We start from the raw sequence: 18,773 nt of genomic DNA on the forward strand, positions 1-18,773 counted from the left end.
TCCACCCTAATTCTAGTAAACACTAGCACTTTATTGATAGATTAAATTGTTCCAAAACAGCCATCGAAATTGCTCTAGCTTGCACTGTCCTAGAGTCGCTGAACTTTCTTTACTATATGTTTTGGATGTGATACTTATTTTACTAACTTCACTTTCAAATGTCAATGAAACTAAAGTTAAAGTTTCGAATGTCAAGTTTAACAGTCAGTAATTACAAAAATGCCTCATAATGGCTTTTGACGCTTTTCTAATAAACTCACCATCGATTGATTAACTTCTAACATTTGATCTAAGTAACTTTTGCTTTTTAATCTCAATCCAACGAATTCTTGATAAATTTCATCCATAAGTCGTTTAATGTTTGTCAGAGTTTCTGAAGAAACATTCACTGATTGAATTTGAGTTAATTCGGCTTTTGCCAAAACACTTGCTACATACATCGCTCTGGGTGAGATTCTTAGTCGAAAATCATCTTCATGAAAATGCTTTTCACACAAGACTCCTTGCCTTCTTATACTAAAATCAAATGGTTGTTGCGTGGATCCGCAGATCACGCATTGATGCCATTGGATATGCGTGCCAAATTCAGGCAATAGATAGATTTCTATGAAAGCTGTAATCACTTCTGGTGACTTATCCAGATTCATCTGTTGTAGAGCTAATTTGAATACTTCATATAATTTTCTATGTGGCACATTATCGTCAACCGCTGCATCTACCAGCTGTGAAACATAAGCAGCATAAGCTTGAGTCATGAAATTCTCTTGGACTTTGCGATTAAACTCTAACGTAGACGCCTCTCTTAAAAATGAAAGTCCATCTAGATTAATCGTGCCGATATAATCATTAATTGTTAAAGGAATCAATTGACTAGCTAAAGGATGATTAGGTTTCTCTAAGCGTTTAACGAAAAACATACGGGTCCCAAAATCATTAGTAAAAATTTTGACTAAAGCATCATGTTCGCGATGCTTTCGTTTAAACAATACAATCCCCTCAAAACGCTCATTCATCCCTTCACTCCTTTGTCCTAAGATTAATAATTATCTGGTCTGTAGCCGTAATCCATAAGGTTTGACTGACGATCACGCCAATTCTTTTGAATTTTAACCCATAAGTCTAGATAGACTTTATCATCCAACAACGTCTCAATATCACGACGTGCTAATTGGCCAATTTTTTTAATCATACTTCCTTGAGCGCCAATGATAATCCCTTTTTGACTTTTACGTTCTACAATTATAGTTGCTTGAACTTCAATTTTCCCGTCTTCATTACGTTGCATGCTCTGAACCTGAACAGCTACCGAGTGAGGGATTTCTTCACGAGTTAACATTAAAATCTTTTCACGAATAAATTCCGCCACAACGAAATATTCTGGGTGATCCATTACTTGATCGGCAGGATAATATTGTGGCCCTTCTGGAATAATATTCTTCAAATTATTTACTAACTCAGGAACATTGCTACCTTCCTTGGCACTGATAGGGAAAATTTCATCAAAGTCATGCTCATTTTTGAATGAATCAATAATCGCAAATAACTCATCAGGATGTACTAAGTCAATTTTGTTAATTAATAAGTAAACTGGTACTGGACTATGTTTAGCTTTTTCTATAACTAATCGATCTCCAGGTCCAATTTTCTCTGTTGCATTCACAACGACTAAAACCGCATCAACCCCTTTTAAGGCGCTATATGCCGTTTTTAGCATAAAATCTCCTAATGCATGCTTCGGCTTGTGAATTCCTGGTGTATCAATAAAAATAATTTGTGAATCATCATCAGTGAAGACACCTTGAATTTTATTTCTTGTAGTTTGTGCTTTATCAGACATAATGGCAATTTTTTGTCCTACGATACGGTTAAGTAATGTAGATTTCCCTACGTTTGGACGACCTATAATTGCGACGAAACCTGATTTAAATGCTTGCTTTTCTTTCATAATTACTCCTATTCTTATAAAAAACTGATAAATAATTGCCAAATATATGGCAGGAATACGACAAATCCAATAACAACGGCTAAGAGTGCAGATAAAACTACTGCAGCGGCCGAAACATCTTTAGCAATTCTAGCGAGTTCATGGTATGTACTTCCTACAATTAAATCAACCGTTGTCTCAATGGCAGTATTGACTAACTCTGCTGCCATAACAAGACTAATGCATAAAATAACTACTAGCCATTCCATTTTATTGATATTAAGAACAAAACCTGCCGTAACGACTAAAAGTGTCACGACAGTGTGAATTCGAAAATTACGCTCATTATTAAACGTATAGTTTAAACCTGCAAAAGCATCTTTAAAAGACGTGGCTAAGGAGCGACTTTTATCTCTTATAAATTGTTTATCGGGTGAGACCATGCTGACTTAGCACCTCTTCTTGAATACCAAACATGGCGGCTTCTTCTTCTTTTGTCTGATGATCAAATCCATTTAAATGTAGAAAGCCGTGAACTGCCAGAAAAGCAAGCTCTCTTTCAAATGAATGTTGATATTCAACCGCTTGCTCGTGCGCTTTAGGGTAAGAGATGATGATGTCACCTAAATGTCTTGGCATAGCTTGTTCAAGTGATTGATCATCGTCGAGTAAAACTTCTTTCTCATCTTCAGTAAACTCTGAGTCTAATGTGAATGAGCTGAAATCTGTGATATCAAACTCACTACTCACTTCTTCTAAAGCAAAACTTAGAACATCTGTTGGACGATCGATTTGTCGATACTCTAAATTTAATTGATGTATTTCCTCATTCGACACAATCGAAATATCCACTTCAATTTCCCCAGTCATCTTTAAGTATTTAGCTGTTAATTCAACTACCTCTTGAATCAATGTGACTTGTTCGGTTGTTAAATATCTCTCATCATCAATAATATCGATAATCATCTAAAATTCTCCATTCATTGCGTTTTATTTCGGATACTCTACTCGAGTATGGTACATGCCGGCTACTCCTGATATTAACGAGCGTCTAGCAATTTTTAAATCATTTACTGTTAAATCACAATCAGAAAATTGATCATCATTTATTTTATCATCAATGATATTATCTATTAAAGTTTCTATTGATTTTTGATTGTATTCTTTTAATGAACGCGACGCTGCCTCAACCGAATCTGCAATCATTACAATTGCTGCTTCCTTTGTTTGAGGTTTTGGTCCTGGATATCTAAAATCACATTCATTAACAGTTGGATTATCTTTTCTAGCTTGGTAATAAAAATACTTCACCAATGTCGTTCCATGATGCTGCATACAAATATCAATAATACTTTTTGGCATTGAACTCTCCTCTAGGATCTTTGTCCCTTCAGTTACATGTCCCATAATAATTGCCGCACTTTCTTGTGAAGCAATCATTTGGTGTGGTGATTCCATGCCTGAATTGACATTTTCTGTAAAAAAGCGAGGATGAACTGTTTTTCCAATATCATGGTAATAGGCCGCTACTCTCGTCAATAATGAATCGCCTCCGATAGCTTCCACCGCATTCGCGCTTAAATTAGCAACTAGAATACTATGATGGTAGGTACCTGGAGAATTTTCAATCAGACGCTTGAGTAATGGATGATTTAAGTTTCCAAGTTGATTTAATGTTAAAGCTGCTTTATCAACTAACAACTGTTCCCAATACGGTGTCACAAAAAATAAAATCATATTGACAAAAAGTACATTCGTTACCATTAACAAAATGATACTTGTTCCTTGTTCCGAGAATACATTGACATTTAAACTCAGTAACAAAGGTACCGCAATAGCTAAATGCCATAAAAACAAAGGTAAAAAGAATTCATAGAAATTGTAACGATAGCTTCCTTTTTTTAATACAAACATCATTCCTAAAATGCTACTGAAAAAATAATACAGTGTCGTTAATGTGATAACTGTTAAATTATCATATCCGTTTACTACAAATAAGGCGAGTATATTAAAAAATAACACAGATAGAATGCCAATTCTTGGATTGGTTCGTGGTGTTATCATAAAGGGAATCAAAAACACTGGTACGACTAATGTTGCATACGTTAAGCCACTTGATTGCATTAAATGGAAGCCTTTTAACAAAGCAAAACCAAATAACATCACCAATGTATAAGCTGTAGCTTCCATATTTTGCTTGGCTAAATCGATTTCTGACCACTTAAAGCGTTTCGTAAAGACAATTATCATTACGATACCATGGAAGATGACTGTGCTATAAAATGCGTAAGCCAATGTATTTTGAGAGGCCTGATCTAAGAAACCATAAATTTCTAATTGGCGCATCGTATCGTCACCAATGATGTGTCCTTCTTGAATGATTACTTGTCCTTGTAGGATATAGCTAGGTTGTACTGCATTAGCCACTTCTTCACGGCGTCTTTCAGTTTCGCTTTCACTATAAGTCATCGTGGGTATAATCAAACCGTTAAGAAAATCAGTTAAAGCGAGTCTCGCGTCTAAACTGTAAGAAGCATTGCTAATGTTTTGTTCACCTATATTAATATGACCTTCAATATTATTTGCTTGAATCTCTTCAGCTAAAGTTTTAGCTACCAGTTCAGTCAAAGTTGATTGAAAGGCAGATAATGTTTCAGAATCGATTGACAGTATATGACTCAAAGTTGACGTACTAATGTTATTGCCTAAGTATTTTATACCATCTACTTGATCGGATAATTTAATTTCATAAACTAATAGTTGCTCGACCGCATCCAATTGCATAAAAGTAACAGTCTGTCCTTGTGGTCGATTGACATTAGCAAATTGATTTAATAATGTTCGCTCGATAACGCCAGACTCAATTAATTGAGCATTATCCTCTATTAGCGCTTGAATTGATTCTTTTGAATGAGATTCATTCTTTAACTGGCGAATAAAACTAAAATATTGTTCGATAATCATTAGCTGTTGCGTTCGAATATCTTCTTGATATAAATAGACATCATTCACAGCATCTTTCGCCCTTTGTCTATTCAACTCAGTCTGTTCGACATCCTCAGTAGTGACAGGAGCTAAGATTGTATCTTGAGCGACTTGATTAAGTTGAAAATTATACTCAATAGGTTGTACATTTGAATAGCCTAAGAGAATAATTGAAAGTGACAAAATGAAACTCATGAGTGGAATATAATAATGTCCGAGTAACGCTTGAAAACGTTGTAATCTACGGTTCATCCAATTCCTCCATTCTTTAATGACAGAAAACTAATTATTCATTGTAAGCTCTTATTATATCCGCGACCACCGGATGACGCACCACATCGAACTCATCGAATTGCACGAAAGAAATTCGTCGTACATTATTTAATTTATGTTCTGCATCAATCAAACCTGATTTCACTCCGTTTGGCAAGTCAATTTGAGTCTTATCGCCGTTAATAATCATTTTAGATCCAAAACCTAAACGGGTTAAAAACATTTTCATTTGTGCAATTGTTGTGTTTTGAGCTTCATCCAGGATAACATAAGCATCGTCTAATGTTCGTCCACGCATGTAAGCTAGAGGGGCTATTTCAATAATGCCTCTTTCCATTAAGCGATTGGTCTGCTCTGTCCCATATATAGTATATAAGGCATCATAAATCGGTCTTAAATACGGATCGACTTTTTCTTTCAAATCCCCAGGTAAAAAGCCAAGGCTTTCTCCAGCTTCAACGGCCGGTCTTGTTAATATAATTTTTTTAACGGTGCCTTCTCGTAATGCTTGTACGGCAAGAACAACTGCTAGAAATGTTTTACCAGTTCCGGCTGGTCCTATTCCAAAAACGACATCGTGTGTTTCGACAGCTTTAACATATTGTAATTGTCCAAAGTTTTTCACTCGAATTGCTTTACCGTCTGCAGCTCGCCCTACTACTTCGTCATATAAATTTAAAAAATAATCTAAGGTGTTATTCTGAGTCATTTTAATGGCGGTCATGACATCCATCGTCCGTGGTGTAATGTTTCGTTCCATTAATTGTAGTAAATTTAATAAGAGTTGACGGACTTGTTCGACTTCTTGTTCGTTTTCGCCCGACAGATTAATCATTTCGCCTCGATTTGCAATGGTGACTGCAAAGTTATCTTCTATTAAATTAACGTACTTATCCTGTGTGCCCAATAAAGCAATTAGCCAATTGGGGTTAGTGACAATCAGTTGACTCGAAAAATTATTAGTTTCACTCAAATAGTTGTCTCCTTTTCAGTTTGAATAATCTAACAATATCACAACTGAGCGGAAATTTGAACAAATTAAATCGATTAGTTTAGCCATCGTGAAGCTTGAGTAGCTTCTTTTGATTCCTCCACAGATCGATTAGCCATACTCGGAAAAATAAGGGGCTTCCTTTTGAAGAGTTTGTTTAATAATGGCAACAAAAAAACTAGTATCAACAGTAATAAACTGTTCATACTAGTTTGTGTTGAATTTATATAAAAGCTAACACTAAACTTAAAATGATAATCGCTGCTGCAGGTGGATCAATATGTGATCGAACTCTAGCGTTAATGTGTATGCCGATAAAGTCACAAAGCAAATTGGCCATCACACCAAATACTCCAGCCAGCCAAACATTATCGAAAGTTAACATCGCAATGTCTGCGATTAAAGCGATATGATGTACCATAGGTATATTGATACCGGCTGCAATAAAGATTAGGACGAATGCCCCTAAAACAAAGCCGAATAGCGGGATTTGAATGACATCAATCACACCACCGATGATAACCGCTAAAGCAAAGCTCCAAATCATATTGAACATTAGTGGTTTCGTTAATAATTCAACTTTACTAACGTCAGCTGGTAGTTGACTCACTAAACTTCGCCAAATAATAATCTAGCTAAGATGTTTGTCCCTACACCCCCTACTGCAATATTATCTGCTAGGAAACCTGATCCATTTAATAATGAAGTTATTGTGTAACCTAAAACACCAAATACTCCTGCGACTAGTAATACGCCCACATTATTTGTGGTTACTAATGGAGCAAAAATATTAGAGCCATCGAAAATTTCTGCCGTTGAATCTAATTTCTCTTTCTCTCGTGTCACCTTGCCCAATAAGCAGCTGCTGCAACTGCCCCAGCAAATGATATTTCAGAACTAATGATAGGACTTAAGACCACTGTATTTAAAAACACATCTGACCCTGTCGAAACGATTAAGCCAATTCCAATCAGACCAAAAAAACCAAACATTATAAATACGGTTGCTCCTCCAAAAACAGCGTCGAAAATACCACCGAAAAATGCAAGTATATAAGGGATTAATTGTTCAATATAGAAAGCTCCTTTTAATTTATCATTATGCTTAACAACCTAGTTGTTAAGTATGCCTTCGTAATTGGTAACGCGAAAGTAACTTTTCTAATCAATTCTCTATTCAACTTGAATAGCCCCCAATAGCTACCGATTGTAAACGCCGCCAAACGACTGCAATACAACTCTATATTATATTATTGTGATAAGATAGTTGAACTTTATTCACAGTGCTCCTGGATGCAACAACTTGACACGACAGATATAAACTTACCGATCAATTTCATAGCAATAGGCTTTCTTTAGTCTATTAGGACAGGTTGAGTGCTTAATATTCGTTGAGTTAAGTTCACTTTTTATTTTAAATGACTACTTATAGACATTGTTAACAAGTTATTTATGCCTTAATTTGCTGTTTCGAGAACAGTTAGTTGAGTATTTAATTTTAAGTACAGAAAAAGCGTCCCATTAAAAAATGAGACGCTTAATTTTTAAAGCAGCATCTAGCGCTATAGTGATCGCGTTATGCATTTCACCATAATTCCATCTGCTTGACCTTTAAGTTTAGGCATCGTTTTACTAGAACTTTAACAAATTCTAAAAAGATTTTGTTAAAAGTTCATTCGACGATGGGTATTTCATGGAGAATTTAACCCGAAAATCCTAGAGACTAAACGGATTAAATTCAGCTAAAGTATCGTTTGGCTGCTTTCTTTCGCGTGCAATTGCGGTTATCTCCTGATCGGTTGATACGGAATCAGATTAGTTAATCTGCTCATTTTGCAGTGCTGCTTTCAGCATCCGAATGATTTTTAGGGTTCTTAGTCTTTAGTTTTCATCGCTTGCTTAACGTTCATGATAAGATTGACCATAATTAACCTTACAATCAGCCTTTACCAGATACTAAAACTTTCTTTTACGAGCTGCTTCAGATTTCAATTTTCGTTTAACACTTGGTTTTTCATAATACTCGCGTTTACGAGCCTCTCTTAAAGTACCTGTTTTTGAAACGTTACGCTTGAAGCGACGAAGAGCGTCATCCAATGATTCGTTATCGCGAATAACTGTTTTTGACATATGGTTCCCCTCCCTCCGAGCTTTTAGTAACCCTTCATTAGAAATAAAGTTTCTAAATAAAGTCCTTCTAACATTATAGCAAAAACCGAATCATTTTCAAGCTATTTTCCAAATGAATATGACGAATTTTAATATTTTTTTTAACTTTATTTGATAAATAGACTTGTTTTATTAAAAAATATAGTTTTCCCCTTATGGTACTGCATGATTTGCCGAAAGTTTGCTTGCACATTCTCGGCATAATCCAAACACTTCAAATCGATGTGATTCAATCACAACTCCAGTTAAATCAGTCGTCACTTGTTGCATCGGACAAGCATCTAATAATAGCGTTAAGCCACACTCACGACAAATAAAATGGTGATGATGATGATTTTCTACTTTCTTTTCATTTAATAAATAGCAGTCAAAACGGAAAAGTTGTTCTTGATTATATTCAGTTGATTCTAATAAACCAATTTCCACGAAGTCATAAATATTACGATACGTCGTATTATAACTCATCGTTGGATAACGTTCACTCATTTCTTGATGAATGTGAGTTGCACTTAAATAGCGTTGAGTTTGTGCGAACAGTTCGATGATTTCTTGTCGCTTTTTGGTTAATTTAAAGCCAGCTGCTTTTAATTGTTTGATACCGGCAGTTACAAGTTCACTTGTTTGTGAAATTTGCTTGCTTTTTTCTTTCATCATCATTGCTCCTTTTTCATTTTATGCTATGATGTGAGAATAGAAGAGGAGGATTTGCATGGATAAAAAAAATCAAACCTTACACTATTTTATTCTCTCAGATTCGATTGGTGAAACAGCACAGAAAGTAGCCAGAGCTGCCCTTGTGCATTTCCCATCAGCAAAAACAGTATTACACAAATATACTTTTATTTCAAATATTGAAAAAATCGATGAAATCACTCATGATGCGTTGAAATATGATGGTTTATTATTTATGACAATTGCGAATTCGGAATTGGCTAAATACGTCGAACAAAAGTGTATTGAAACGGGATTGATTTGCTACAATCTCATTCAACCATTCACGTTAGAAATACAACGTCGTTTAGGTATCGAAGCAACGTCTTTAGCTGGTGCTCAACATGAACTGTCTGACGAGTATTTTGACCGTATTGAAGCAATGGAGTTTTGTATGAAATATGATGATGGAAAAGATCCTAAAGGGATTGGTGAAGCTGAAATCGTCTTGTTAGGCATTTCAAGAACCGGTAAAACACCGCTCAGTATGTACTTAGCGACTCTAGGATATAAAGTATGTAATTTACCTTTAATACCTGAAAATGAATTGCCAGATATTCTTTTTGAAATTAACAAGTCGAAAATCATCGGCTTGACAAATAATGTTTCCGTAGTGAATAAACACAGAGAAATAAGAATGTTAGAATACGGTATTCCTGAAGGCTCTCGTTATGCTTCTTCTGAAAGAGTTCAACAGGAATTAGCTTATGCAGATGAAGTTTACCGTACATTAGGCTGTCCAGTCATCAACGTGGCAGATCGAAGTATTGAAGAATCAGCGCATATTATTTCAGAGATTATGAAACTTGTTCCCCTTTCCTTTTAAACCCAAATTAAAATCCCCTCAGTACTCAAATTGAGTACTGAGGGGATTTTATATTATTGTTCGATGATGTCAGTCATCAAGTTTGGATTGTAGGTCTGTGACTTAAGCATTTGAATTTCATGACGATAAGGCGCTACTTTCTTCTTTTCATTTAAAGGTAGCCAAGGGGTTTCTAATATTTTCGGAATATGAGTTAATTGCGGATGATGGACAATACGATTTAAAGTTTCAAAACCAATGCTTCCTTGCCCAATGTTAGCATGACGATCTTTATGACTCTTAAAAGGATTCTTCGAGTCATTGATATGTAAAACTTTCAAACGATTTAAACCAATTATCTTATCAAAATCATTTAATACGCCGTCTAAGTCATTGACAATGTCATAACCCGCATCATAGACATGGCAAGTATCCAGCGTGATGGATAATTTTTCATTATAGGTCACTCCATCAATGATACATGCTAATTCTTCAAAATTACGGCCAATTTCAGTACCTTTACCTGCCATGGTTTCTAAAGCGATTTGTGGTGTTTGCTCTGGGGTCAAAACTTCATTAAGTCCCCGAACAATTTGTGCAATACCACTATCTACTCCTTGTCCCACATGAGCACCAGGATGCATGGTAATCTGCTTCGCCCCGATATACTCTACTCTTTCAATTTCTTGTCGTAAAAAATCTGTAGCAAATTCGAAATAACCTTCCTTAACTGTATTGCCTAAATTGATGATATAAGGAGCGTGAACCGTACAGAACTTAATGCCATGTTCAGCCATGAAAGCCTTCGCTTCTTCTAACCGGAACAACGAGACGTCTTTACGGCGCGTATTTTGCGGTGCTCCTGTATAAATCATGAAAAGATTGGAGCCATATGACGCAGCTTCTTTAGCTGAACCTAACAACATTTCTTTTCCACTCATTGAAACATGGGAACCTAATAACATGAATGCATTCTCCTTTTAACTATTATTCTAAATAATTTAACCCAACTAGACTATGCCAGTTGGGTAGTGTGTTTAGTCTTTTTGACTACGAATATTTAGGTGTAATTCATTCAATTGACTGTTTTCTACATAACCAGGTGCACTTGATAATAGATCAACACCACGGCCTGTTTTAGGAAAAGCAATCACTTCACGAATGTTCGGTTCATTTGCAAGTAACATTACTAAACGGTCCAAACCAAGAGCGAGTCCACCGTGCGGAGGGAAGCCGTATTCTAATGCATTTAATAAGAAGCCAAATTGCTCTTCTGCTTGTTGGCGAGTAAAGCCTACTAAGTCAAAGATTTGTTCTTGCATTTCAAGGGTGTGGATACGGATACTTCCGCCACCAATTTCATAACCATTCAAGACGATGTCATAAGCTTGAGCTAATGCTTCTGCTGGTTTTGCTTTCACAGCTGCTGGATCATCGTGTTGTGGTGCAGTAAACATATGGTGCATTGCGACATAGCGCCCTTCTTCTTCGTCATATTCAAACATTGGCCAGTCTGTAACCCATAAAAATTCTAAAGCATTCGGATCAAACAGCTGATGTTTTTTTGCTAAGTGAACACGTAACTCACCTAATGAAGCGGCCACTACCTCTGCTTTGTCTGCTACGAAAAATAGAATATCACCCACTGACGCATTCAGACGGTCAGTGATTAATTTACTTTCTTCTTCTCCCGCAAAGAACTTAGCAATTGGTCCGTTAAAGCCTTCTTCAGTGACTTTTAACCAAGCTAAACCTTTCGCTCCGTATGGTTTAACAATATCAATTAACCCATCTGCTGTCTTACGAGTATAGGCATCGGCTTGTCCTTTTAAGTTAATTGCTTTGACCTGACCGCCACTCTGTGCGACCGATTTAAAGACACCAAATTCTGATGTTTCTGCCATATCTGTAAAATCAACCAATTTCATTTCAAAACGAATATCTGGTTTATCCACTCCGTACTCAGCCATGGCTTTCTCGTATGTCATCGTTGGGAAGGCTTCTATCAGTTCGATTCCTTTAGTTGCTTTAACAACTTCTTTTAACATTTCTTCTGTTAAGCTTTGAATCTCAGCTTGAGATAAGAAACTTGTTTCTAAATCGACTTGAGTAAACTCTGGTTGACGATCTCCACGTAAATCTTCGTCACGGAAACAACGAACGATTTGATAGTAACGGTCAAATCCTGCACCCATTAATAATTGTTTAAATAATTGTGGCGATTGTGGTAAGGCGTAAAACTTGCCTGCTTCACGGCGAGTTGGCACTAAATAGTCACGTGCACCCTCTGGGGTTGATTTTGTTAAGTAAGGTGTTTCTACATCAATAAAGTCTAATTGATCTAAGTAGTTACGAATCGCACGCGTTACTTGATGTCTTAGTTTTAAATTGTTATACATTTTCGGACGTCGTAAATCTAATACACGATTACGTAAACGTACTTCTTCGTCAGCATCTAAATCATCTTCGATATATATAGGTGGTGTTTTAGATTTGGCTAATAAAGTCAGTTCTTCCGCGAACAATTCATAATGTCCTGTTGGAATTTTAGGGTTGATTTGAGTTGCTTCACGTTCTTTAAGTGTACCTGTTACTTCAATTACATATTCACTACGTAATTTATCAGCTGTTTCCATCTCGTCGCTGCTTAAATATTCAGCATTAAAGACTACTTGACAAAAGCCTTCACGATCACGTAAATCCGCAAATATTACACCACCAAGGTCACGACGCTTTTGAACCCAACCTTTTAACGTAATCGTTTGACCGACTAAAGATGGTTCGATTAATCCACAGTATACTGTTCTTTGCTTACTCATTATAATTCTCCTCTAAAATATTTATCTATTTCACTCGTGTCAACTGTCGCACGGCGGTAAACCCCTGAGAAATCTTTTAATATTTCATCCAGTTTCACAGTCGATTGTTTACCATTTTCTTGATTTTTTAATTGAACAACTTGTTGTTCCACTTCATTATCTCCGACAGTCATTACCAATTTAGCTTGAAGCTTTGCAGCAGTTTTAAATTGTGACTTCATGCTACGTCCTAAGTAGTCACGTTCTGCTAACAGACCTTCTGTTCTAGCTGCTTGCACAAGTTGTAAAGCCATCACATTACTTGCTTCGCCTAAGCCCATTACGTAAACATCTAATGGTTCTTCAGTAGGAATGTCAACTTCTTGTTCTTCCAATAGAAGCATTAAGCGTTCAACACCCATTGCAAAACCAAAGCCTGGTGCAGATGGTCCACCTAATTGTTCGACTAATCCGTCGTAACGTCCACCACCACAGACTGTTGATTGTGATCCAATCGTATCGTCTTCGACAACAATTTCAAAAATTGTATCTTGATAATAGTCCAAACCCCTAACGATTAACGGATTGATTTCAAATGGAATATCCAGTGCCTTCAACATGGTTTGCACTTGGCTAAAGTGTGTTTGACTCTCTTCACTTAAAAACTCTAAAATCACAGGTGCGTCTGCTACTAACTCTTTATCTTTAGGATCTTTACTGTCTAAAATTCTTAATGGATTATCAGATAATCTACGTTGTGAGTCCGCACTTAATTGATCTTGTATTGGTGTGAAATAAGCAACAAGTGCTTCACGGTATGCCGCTCTTGCTTCTGGCTTACCTAATGAGTTCAATTGAATTGATAATTTTTCAATACCTAACTCTTGGAAGTAATCCCATGCTAAAGCAATACTTTCAGCATCAGTTGCAGGATTTCTACTACCAAATACTTCTACACCAATTTGGTTAAATTGACGTTGACGTCCTGCTTGGGGTCTTTCGTAACGGAACATTGGCCCCATATAGTAAACTTTTAAAGGTTGTGGATGCTCTGGTCCAAATAACTTGTGTTCAACATAAGCCCTTACTACAGGAGCAGTACCTTCTGGTCTTAAAGCTAAGCGACGATCTCCTTTATCCATAAAATCATACATTTCTTTAGAAACAATATCCGATGTATCCCCAACAGTACGACTAAATAAGTCGAAAGCTTCAAACATCGGTGTACGAATTTCTCTAAATTGGTAAGTGTCAAATACAGCTCTTGCTGAATCTTCAACGAATTGCCATTTATAAGAGTTTTGAGGCAGAATATCTTCTGTCCCTTTCATTTTTTGAATTAACATAATTTTCCTCCTGAATATAAAAAAAGCGCCTATGACGAATAATTGTCATAGGACGCGGAAATTTGCGTGGTACCACCTAAATTTGTAATGTATCATTACCTCTAACCTTAACGCGGTGAACGGAGTAACTTTTAACTACTCTTCTCCGTAGTGTCTTCATTAAGTCTCGCACCCTTGCAGCCTTCGGGGATTGCTCTCTAAAATTTCGCCTTAATTACTTATCTACTTCATCGAATAAACTATGATTTACTATAGGTTACTGATTTTAGTCCATAAAGTCAAGTAATTTTCTTAGTAAAATTTAATTATTCATTCGACTTACCATTTATCTTTCTCGCTGTCAGATTATTATTCCTATTTTGTTGGACAGATTAGCCATCGTTTGAAAGCGGTTTATATCATCTGCTTGTCAGTTGTGTTACCGTTAAATGACAGATGAAGAGGATGTTTGAATTCAACGCTATAAGTTTATATAATAAGCTTATGTTTTTAATAAGGTTTTCATGAAAAGGAGGGATTTACATCCAACTGATGCGTCAGTTTTTTAAAATTGTGTTCTCTCGCAACTATTTCCCTCCATTGCTAACAGTCACTATTTTTCTAATCAGTGCATTGAGTATTTCAGTCCTGCTATCGAACACCGCATTAATTATCGAACGTGACAATGTAATTGTAAGAACGGAGCCGGCAACAAACTCTCAAGCCTTGTTGCAATTGGAAAGTAATACCGAAGTGAATATTCTAACCAATCGCAATGGCTGGTACAAAGTTCGTGTTGATGGAAGAACGGAAGGCTGGATACCTCAATGGTTATTAGAGTCCACTTCTTTAGAATCAGATCAAAATATGGCGGCACAAATTTTGATTAATACCCCTATTTATTCTAGTCAAGACGAAACGACCGAACAAATCATAACAGTTGAAACTGGCACTTATCTATTTGTTCAAAACGAAGCGAATGGTTGGTTACTTGTATCCTTTGAAAATCAATACGGTTATATCCCCACTCGTCTCGTTAATCTTGTACCTGCTGAATCAGTAATAGATGAAGAGGATGCGCTTGATGTTGTCGAAACGCAACCGGTGTACAACCGTGATGAGTTGGAAAAGCAAAGGGCTCAAGCTGAAAAAGCTGTAGTTATTCGTTCAAATGAAGAACCTCTATTAACTGAAGCCGCTGTTGATTCAGAAATCATTTATTATGCACTATATAATCAGATGTTTACACTGATTGAGACAATCGAAGATGCAAATGGTAATGAATTTTATTTAGTTGAAGATGATGATGGTATTCGAGGATATCTTGATTCTATCCGTGTGTCAGTTTCAAGTTACTCACTTGGACACGTGGAGTGGCCTATTGCAAACAGCTTAGCACAAGCCACGATTATGTTGGATCCTGGTCATGGCGGGGAGGATTCTGGCGCAACCAATGCTAACAGTACTGCTTATGAAAAATCTGCCACATTTGATACGGCTATGGCTTTGAAAGCTCAGCTTGAAGCTGAGGGAGCAACTGTGATGTTGACACGACCGACCGATGTCTTTGTTGCCTTAGAAGAGCGTGCTGAGGCAAGTAACTTGAATCAAGTCGATGCTTTTATTAGCCTGCATTACGATGGGTCTGAAGATCCTACTTGGAGCGGAACAACAACCTATTATTACCACGAAGCAGACGAAAGTTTAGCACAAGCAATTAATCAAAGTATCACACCATTACCTTTAGAAAATGTTGGGGTAATGTTTGGTAACTACCATGTTTTACGTGAAAATACTCGTCCAAGTATCCTCTTAGAATTAGGATATATGAGTAATCAAAATGACTTACAATATATTTTCAGCGAGAACTACCATGAATTAGTTGCTTCAGCAATTACGGACGGTTTGCTTAATTACTTCGAGCAAGTCCAAGCTTTAAGATAGTCTATCCATTTTATCAGACATTAGACGATGAGTCTGACTCAATAACGCCACTTAGATCAAGTAGCTCTTCTGTTGACTCATCGATTTATTGAAATCTAGCAAACAAATAAACCTTCATCCGGAGTATTTACTCTGGATGAAGGTTTATTTTTATGGGTTTTTTGAATCGATTAAAACAGTGACTGGCCCATCGTTTAGAATGGATACTTGCATCATTGCTCCGAAACGTCCAGTTTCAACTTTGAAGCCTTGATTTTTTAATTGGTCATTGAAATAATCATAAAGCGCTTCTGCTTGTTCTGGTCTTGCTGAATCGGTAAAGCTTGGTCGATTACCTTTACGTGTATTCGCAAATAAGGTGAATTGACTAATTGATAAGATTTCGCCACCTACCTGGCTTAATGATAAATTCATCTTGTCATCTTCGTCTTCGAAAATACGCAATTTAGCAATTTTACGAGCACAATATTCTGCATCTTCTTCAGTATCTTCATGGGTTACTCCCACTAATAAAACAAAGCCTTTTTCGATTTGACCTGTAATTTCTTGATCAATCGTTACCGAACTTTGCAAACTTTTCTGGATTACAACTCTCATAGATACGCCCTTTCAGTTTAAGATTTAATACGTGATACGTCGTAAACGTCCGGAATGCTTCTTAATTTAGACATTAAATTATCTAATTGATCCGTATTTGAAATAGCAACCTTAATCACCACGACTGCTGTGCTATTGGCATCCACTTTTCCGTTAACATTACGTAGGTTTTTGACGGTATGATTGACCACATGCAGAATGTCATTAATCATACCCGAACGGTCGAAACCAGTGATTGATAATTCTGTTTCATACTCTGTCGAAAGTTCTTCTTGTGTTTCCCACTCGACATGAATGGTACGTTGCTTTAGATCAGGTTCACTCTGTAAGTTTGTACAGTCTTTGCGGTGAACGGAAATCCCTCGACCGCGTGTAATATAACCGACAATTTCATCACCAGGTACAGGACTACAGCAACGGCTGAGACGAATCATTAGATTATCGACGCCTTCAACTACAACGCCACTTTCGTGTACAGTACGGCTACCACTTGAGTTTGCTGGGTTTTCTTTTGAAATAGCAGCCGTTTGTTGCTTGTCATTTTCTCTTTCCGGTGTAATTCCTAAGAAGTTTAAAACGGTTGTCGCAGATAATTCACCCAAACCGACAGCTGCATATAAATCAGTTAAACTATTAAAGTTGAATCGTTCTAATAAATTTTTCTCATTTTGCTTCTTGGTAATTAATTTAATACTCGCATTATTATCTTTTAAATCTTTTTCTAGTGTTTGTTGTCCTCGTTCTGCGTTTTGATCACGGTCTTTTAGTTTAAAGAAACGCTTGATTCTGTTACGCGCTTTACTTGTTTGTGTAAAACTTAACCAATCGCGACTTGGACCATTTGAACTTGGATTCGTTAAAATTTCAACAATATCCCCATTTTTTAATTTATAATTTAAGGGTGCAATGTTTCCATTAATTTTTGCTCCAATTGTTTTGTTACCAATTTCCGAGTGAATATGGTAGGCAAAATCAATCGGACCCGCGCCGTTAGGTAATTCAAACACGTCCCCTTTTGGAGTAAAAATATACACTTGATCCTTGAAGATATCTTCTTTTACAAAGTTCATAAATTCGCTAGCGTCTTGAGCTTCATCTTGAAGTTCTACAAGGTCTCTAAACCAATTTAATTGTTTTTGAATGTTATCTTTGCTTTGAATCTTTTCAGTTTTACCCTCTTTATAAGCCCAGTGAGCAGCAACCCCGTACTCAGCGACCTCGTGCATCTGGAAGGTTCTTATTTGAATCTCTACTGGTTTACCGTATGGACCAATAACTGTCGTATGAATCGATTGGTACATATTGGCTTTAGGCATTGCAATATAATCTTTGAAACGTCCGGGCATTGGCTTCCATTTCGTATGAATCGCACCTAAAACAGCATAGCAATCCTTAATCGTGTTAACTAATACTCGAATCGCAAGTAAATCATAGATATGATCAAAGTCTTTATTTTGGTCGACCATTTTACGGTAGATTGAATGAATATGCTTCGGACGGCCATAAACTTCTGCTGAAATTTCTAACTCTTCCACTGCTTCATCAATATCTACGATCGCTTCTCGGATATATTTCTCTCTTTCGTCACGTTTACTGTCCATCAAACGGACAATTCGATAATACTCACTTGGATTAATATAGCGCAAAGCGATATCTTCTAATTCCCACTTAATTAAATTCATACCAATACGATCAGCTAAAGGCGCATAAATCTCAATGGCTTCTTGCGATTTTTCGATTTGTTTACTTTCTTTTTGGAACTTTAATGTTCGCATATTGTGTAAACGGTCAGCGAGCTTTACCATGACAATTCGAATATCTTTAGCCATGGCTAACAGCATTTTACGGTGATTTTCAGCTAGCGCTTCTTCTTTGCTTTGAAACTTGAATTTACCTAATTTAGTTACTCCGTCGACTAAAAGTGCAACAGTTTCAGAAAACTCTCGTTTAATATCTTCTAAAGTATATTCCGTATCTTCCATCACATCATGAAGAAAACCAGTTGCTACAGTATCAGGATCCATTTGGAGTTGCGCCAAAATACCAGCCACTTGAATTGGATGGATAATATACTCCTCACCTGATAAACGTACTTGCCCTTCATGTGCATTCGTAGCAAAGTCGAGTGCTTTCTTTACATATTTTGTATTTTTTTCATTCATATAACCTGCACAAATATCTATAACCTCTTGTGCCGTTAATTCTTGATTACGAGCCATTAGCTTTCATCCTTTACTACAATGTAATTACCA

General features: G+C 36.6%; 18 protein-coding genes and 1 other annotated feature. Of the genes, 2 read left to right on the forward strand and 16 right to left on the reverse strand.

The features are described 5' to 3' along the window. Positions 1 to 224: 224 nt before the first annotated feature. From recO to ACTQ45_RS03910, 11 genes are all read right to left on the reverse strand, one after another. Positions 225 to 1,013, reverse strand: a complete 789-nt coding sequence (recO, locus tag ACTQ45_RS03860) for a DNA repair protein RecO (protein WP_441750644.1) — start codon at positions 1,011 to 1,013, stop codon at positions 225 to 227. A 23-nt stretch (positions 1,014 to 1,036) separates the two neighbouring features. Then, on the reverse strand, positions 1,037 to 1,945 hold the full coding sequence (era, locus tag ACTQ45_RS03865; protein WP_441750645.1) for a GTPase Era: 909 nt from the start codon (positions 1,943 to 1,945) through the stop codon (positions 1,037 to 1,039). Positions 1,946 to 1,959: 14 nt separating this feature from the next. Beyond that, the gene (locus tag ACTQ45_RS03870) at positions 1,960 to 2,367 is read right to left on the reverse strand and encodes a diacylglycerol kinase family protein (protein WP_441750646.1); all 408 of its coding nucleotides are present in this window, start codon (positions 2,365 to 2,367) and stop codon (positions 1,960 to 1,962) included. Then, positions 2,351 to 2,890, reverse strand: a complete 540-nt coding sequence (ybeY, locus tag ACTQ45_RS03875) for an rRNA maturation RNase YbeY (protein WP_441750647.1) — start codon at positions 2,888 to 2,890, stop codon at positions 2,351 to 2,353. The genes ACTQ45_RS03870 and ybeY overlap by 17 nt, the downstream gene beginning before the upstream one ends. Before the next feature lie 24 nt (positions 2,891 to 2,914). Further along, positions 2,915 to 5,161 carry an HD family phosphohydrolase gene (locus ACTQ45_RS03880; RefSeq protein WP_441750648.1) on the reverse strand — a complete coding sequence of 749 codons (2,247 nt, stop codon included), beginning with the start codon at positions 5,159 to 5,161 and terminating at the stop codon, positions 2,915 to 2,917. 34 nt (positions 5,162 to 5,195) lie between these two features. After that, positions 5,196 to 6,155 (reverse strand): PhoH family protein, encoded by a 960-nt coding sequence (locus ACTQ45_RS03885; RefSeq protein WP_441750649.1) that lies wholly within the window; start codon positions 6,153 to 6,155, stop codon positions 5,196 to 5,198. A 241-nt stretch (positions 6,156 to 6,396) separates the two neighbouring features. After that, on the reverse strand, positions 6,397 to 6,783 hold the full coding sequence (locus ACTQ45_RS03890; protein WP_441750650.1) for a hypothetical protein: 387 nt from the start codon (positions 6,781 to 6,783) through the stop codon (positions 6,397 to 6,399). Then, the gene (locus tag ACTQ45_RS03895) at positions 6,783 to 7,028 is read right to left on the reverse strand and encodes a hypothetical protein (RefSeq protein WP_441750651.1); all 246 of its coding nucleotides are present in this window, start codon (positions 7,026 to 7,028) and stop codon (positions 6,783 to 6,785) included. Before ACTQ45_RS03895 ends, ACTQ45_RS03890 begins: the two co-directional genes overlap by 1 nt. Next, entirely contained in the window at positions 7,016 to 7,165 is a 150-nt protein-coding gene (locus ACTQ45_RS03900; protein ID WP_441750652.1) for a hypothetical protein, read from the reverse strand. The genes ACTQ45_RS03895 and ACTQ45_RS03900 overlap by 13 nt, the downstream gene beginning before the upstream one ends. 963 nt (positions 7,166 to 8,128) lie before the next feature. Then, positions 8,129 to 8,302, reverse strand: a complete 174-nt coding sequence (rpsU, locus tag ACTQ45_RS03905; RefSeq protein ID WP_441750653.1) for a 30S ribosomal protein S21 — start codon at positions 8,300 to 8,302, stop codon at positions 8,129 to 8,131. Between the two features lie 192 nt (positions 8,303 to 8,494). Further along, positions 8,495 to 8,992, reverse strand: coding sequence for a Fur family transcriptional regulator (locus ACTQ45_RS03910; RefSeq protein WP_441750654.1), 498 nt, complete (start codon positions 8,990 to 8,992; stop codon positions 8,495 to 8,497). A gap of 58 nt (positions 8,993 to 9,050) precedes the next feature. Here ACTQ45_RS03910 and ACTQ45_RS03915 point away from each other — a divergent pair, with 58 nt between their 5' ends. Beyond that, complete coding sequence (locus ACTQ45_RS03915) at positions 9,051 to 9,878, forward strand: pyruvate, water dikinase regulatory protein (protein ID WP_441750655.1); 828 nt, start codon at positions 9,051 to 9,053, stop codon at positions 9,876 to 9,878. A 53-nt stretch (positions 9,879 to 9,931) separates the two neighbouring features. Here the strand turns inward: ACTQ45_RS03915 and ACTQ45_RS03920 are convergent, their stop codons facing one another. The 3 genes from ACTQ45_RS03920 to hisS form a co-directional block, all read right to left on the reverse strand. Beyond that, on the reverse strand, positions 9,932 to 10,822 hold the full coding sequence (locus tag ACTQ45_RS03920) for a deoxyribonuclease IV (RefSeq protein WP_441750656.1): 891 nt from the start codon (positions 10,820 to 10,822) through the stop codon (positions 9,932 to 9,934). Between the two features lie 72 nt (positions 10,823 to 10,894). Continuing rightward, a complete protein-coding gene (gene aspS / locus ACTQ45_RS03925; protein WP_441750657.1) occupies positions 10,895 to 12,676 on the reverse strand; it encodes an aspartate--tRNA ligase in 1,782 nt (593 codons plus the stop codon). After that, the gene (gene hisS / locus ACTQ45_RS03930) at positions 12,676 to 14,001 is read right to left on the reverse strand and encodes a histidine--tRNA ligase (protein ID WP_441750658.1); all 1,326 of its coding nucleotides are present in this window, start codon (positions 13,999 to 14,001) and stop codon (positions 12,676 to 12,678) included. The genes aspS and hisS overlap by 1 nt, the downstream gene beginning before the upstream one ends. Before the next feature lie 45 nt (positions 14,002 to 14,046). Next, positions 14,047 to 14,241, reverse strand: a binding site (T-box leader). 291 nt (positions 14,242 to 14,532) lie between these two features. On the opposite strand from hisS, the gene ACTQ45_RS03935 reads away from it, so the two are divergent. Next, entirely contained in the window at positions 14,533 to 15,924 is a 1,392-nt protein-coding gene (locus tag ACTQ45_RS03935; protein WP_441762974.1) for an N-acetylmuramoyl-L-alanine amidase, read from the forward strand. 150 nt (positions 15,925 to 16,074) lie between these two features. Here ACTQ45_RS03935 and dtd read toward each other — a convergent pair whose 3' ends face one another. Beyond that, positions 16,075 to 16,521: a D-aminoacyl-tRNA deacylase gene (gene dtd / locus ACTQ45_RS03940; protein ID WP_441762975.1), complete on the reverse strand. Its 447-nt coding sequence runs from the start codon at positions 16,519 to 16,521 to the stop codon at positions 16,075 to 16,077. A 17-nt stretch (positions 16,522 to 16,538) separates the two neighbouring features. After that, positions 16,539 to 18,740, reverse strand: a complete 2,202-nt coding sequence (locus ACTQ45_RS03945) for a RelA/SpoT family protein (RefSeq protein WP_441762976.1) — start codon at positions 18,738 to 18,740, stop codon at positions 16,539 to 16,541. Between the last annotated feature and the right edge of the window lie 33 nt (positions 18,741 to 18,773).

It is taken from the genome of Fundicoccus sp. Sow4_D5 (assembly GCF_052116365.1).
Taxonomy (GTDB): Bacteria; Bacillota; Bacilli; order Lactobacillales; family Aerococcaceae; genus Fundicoccus.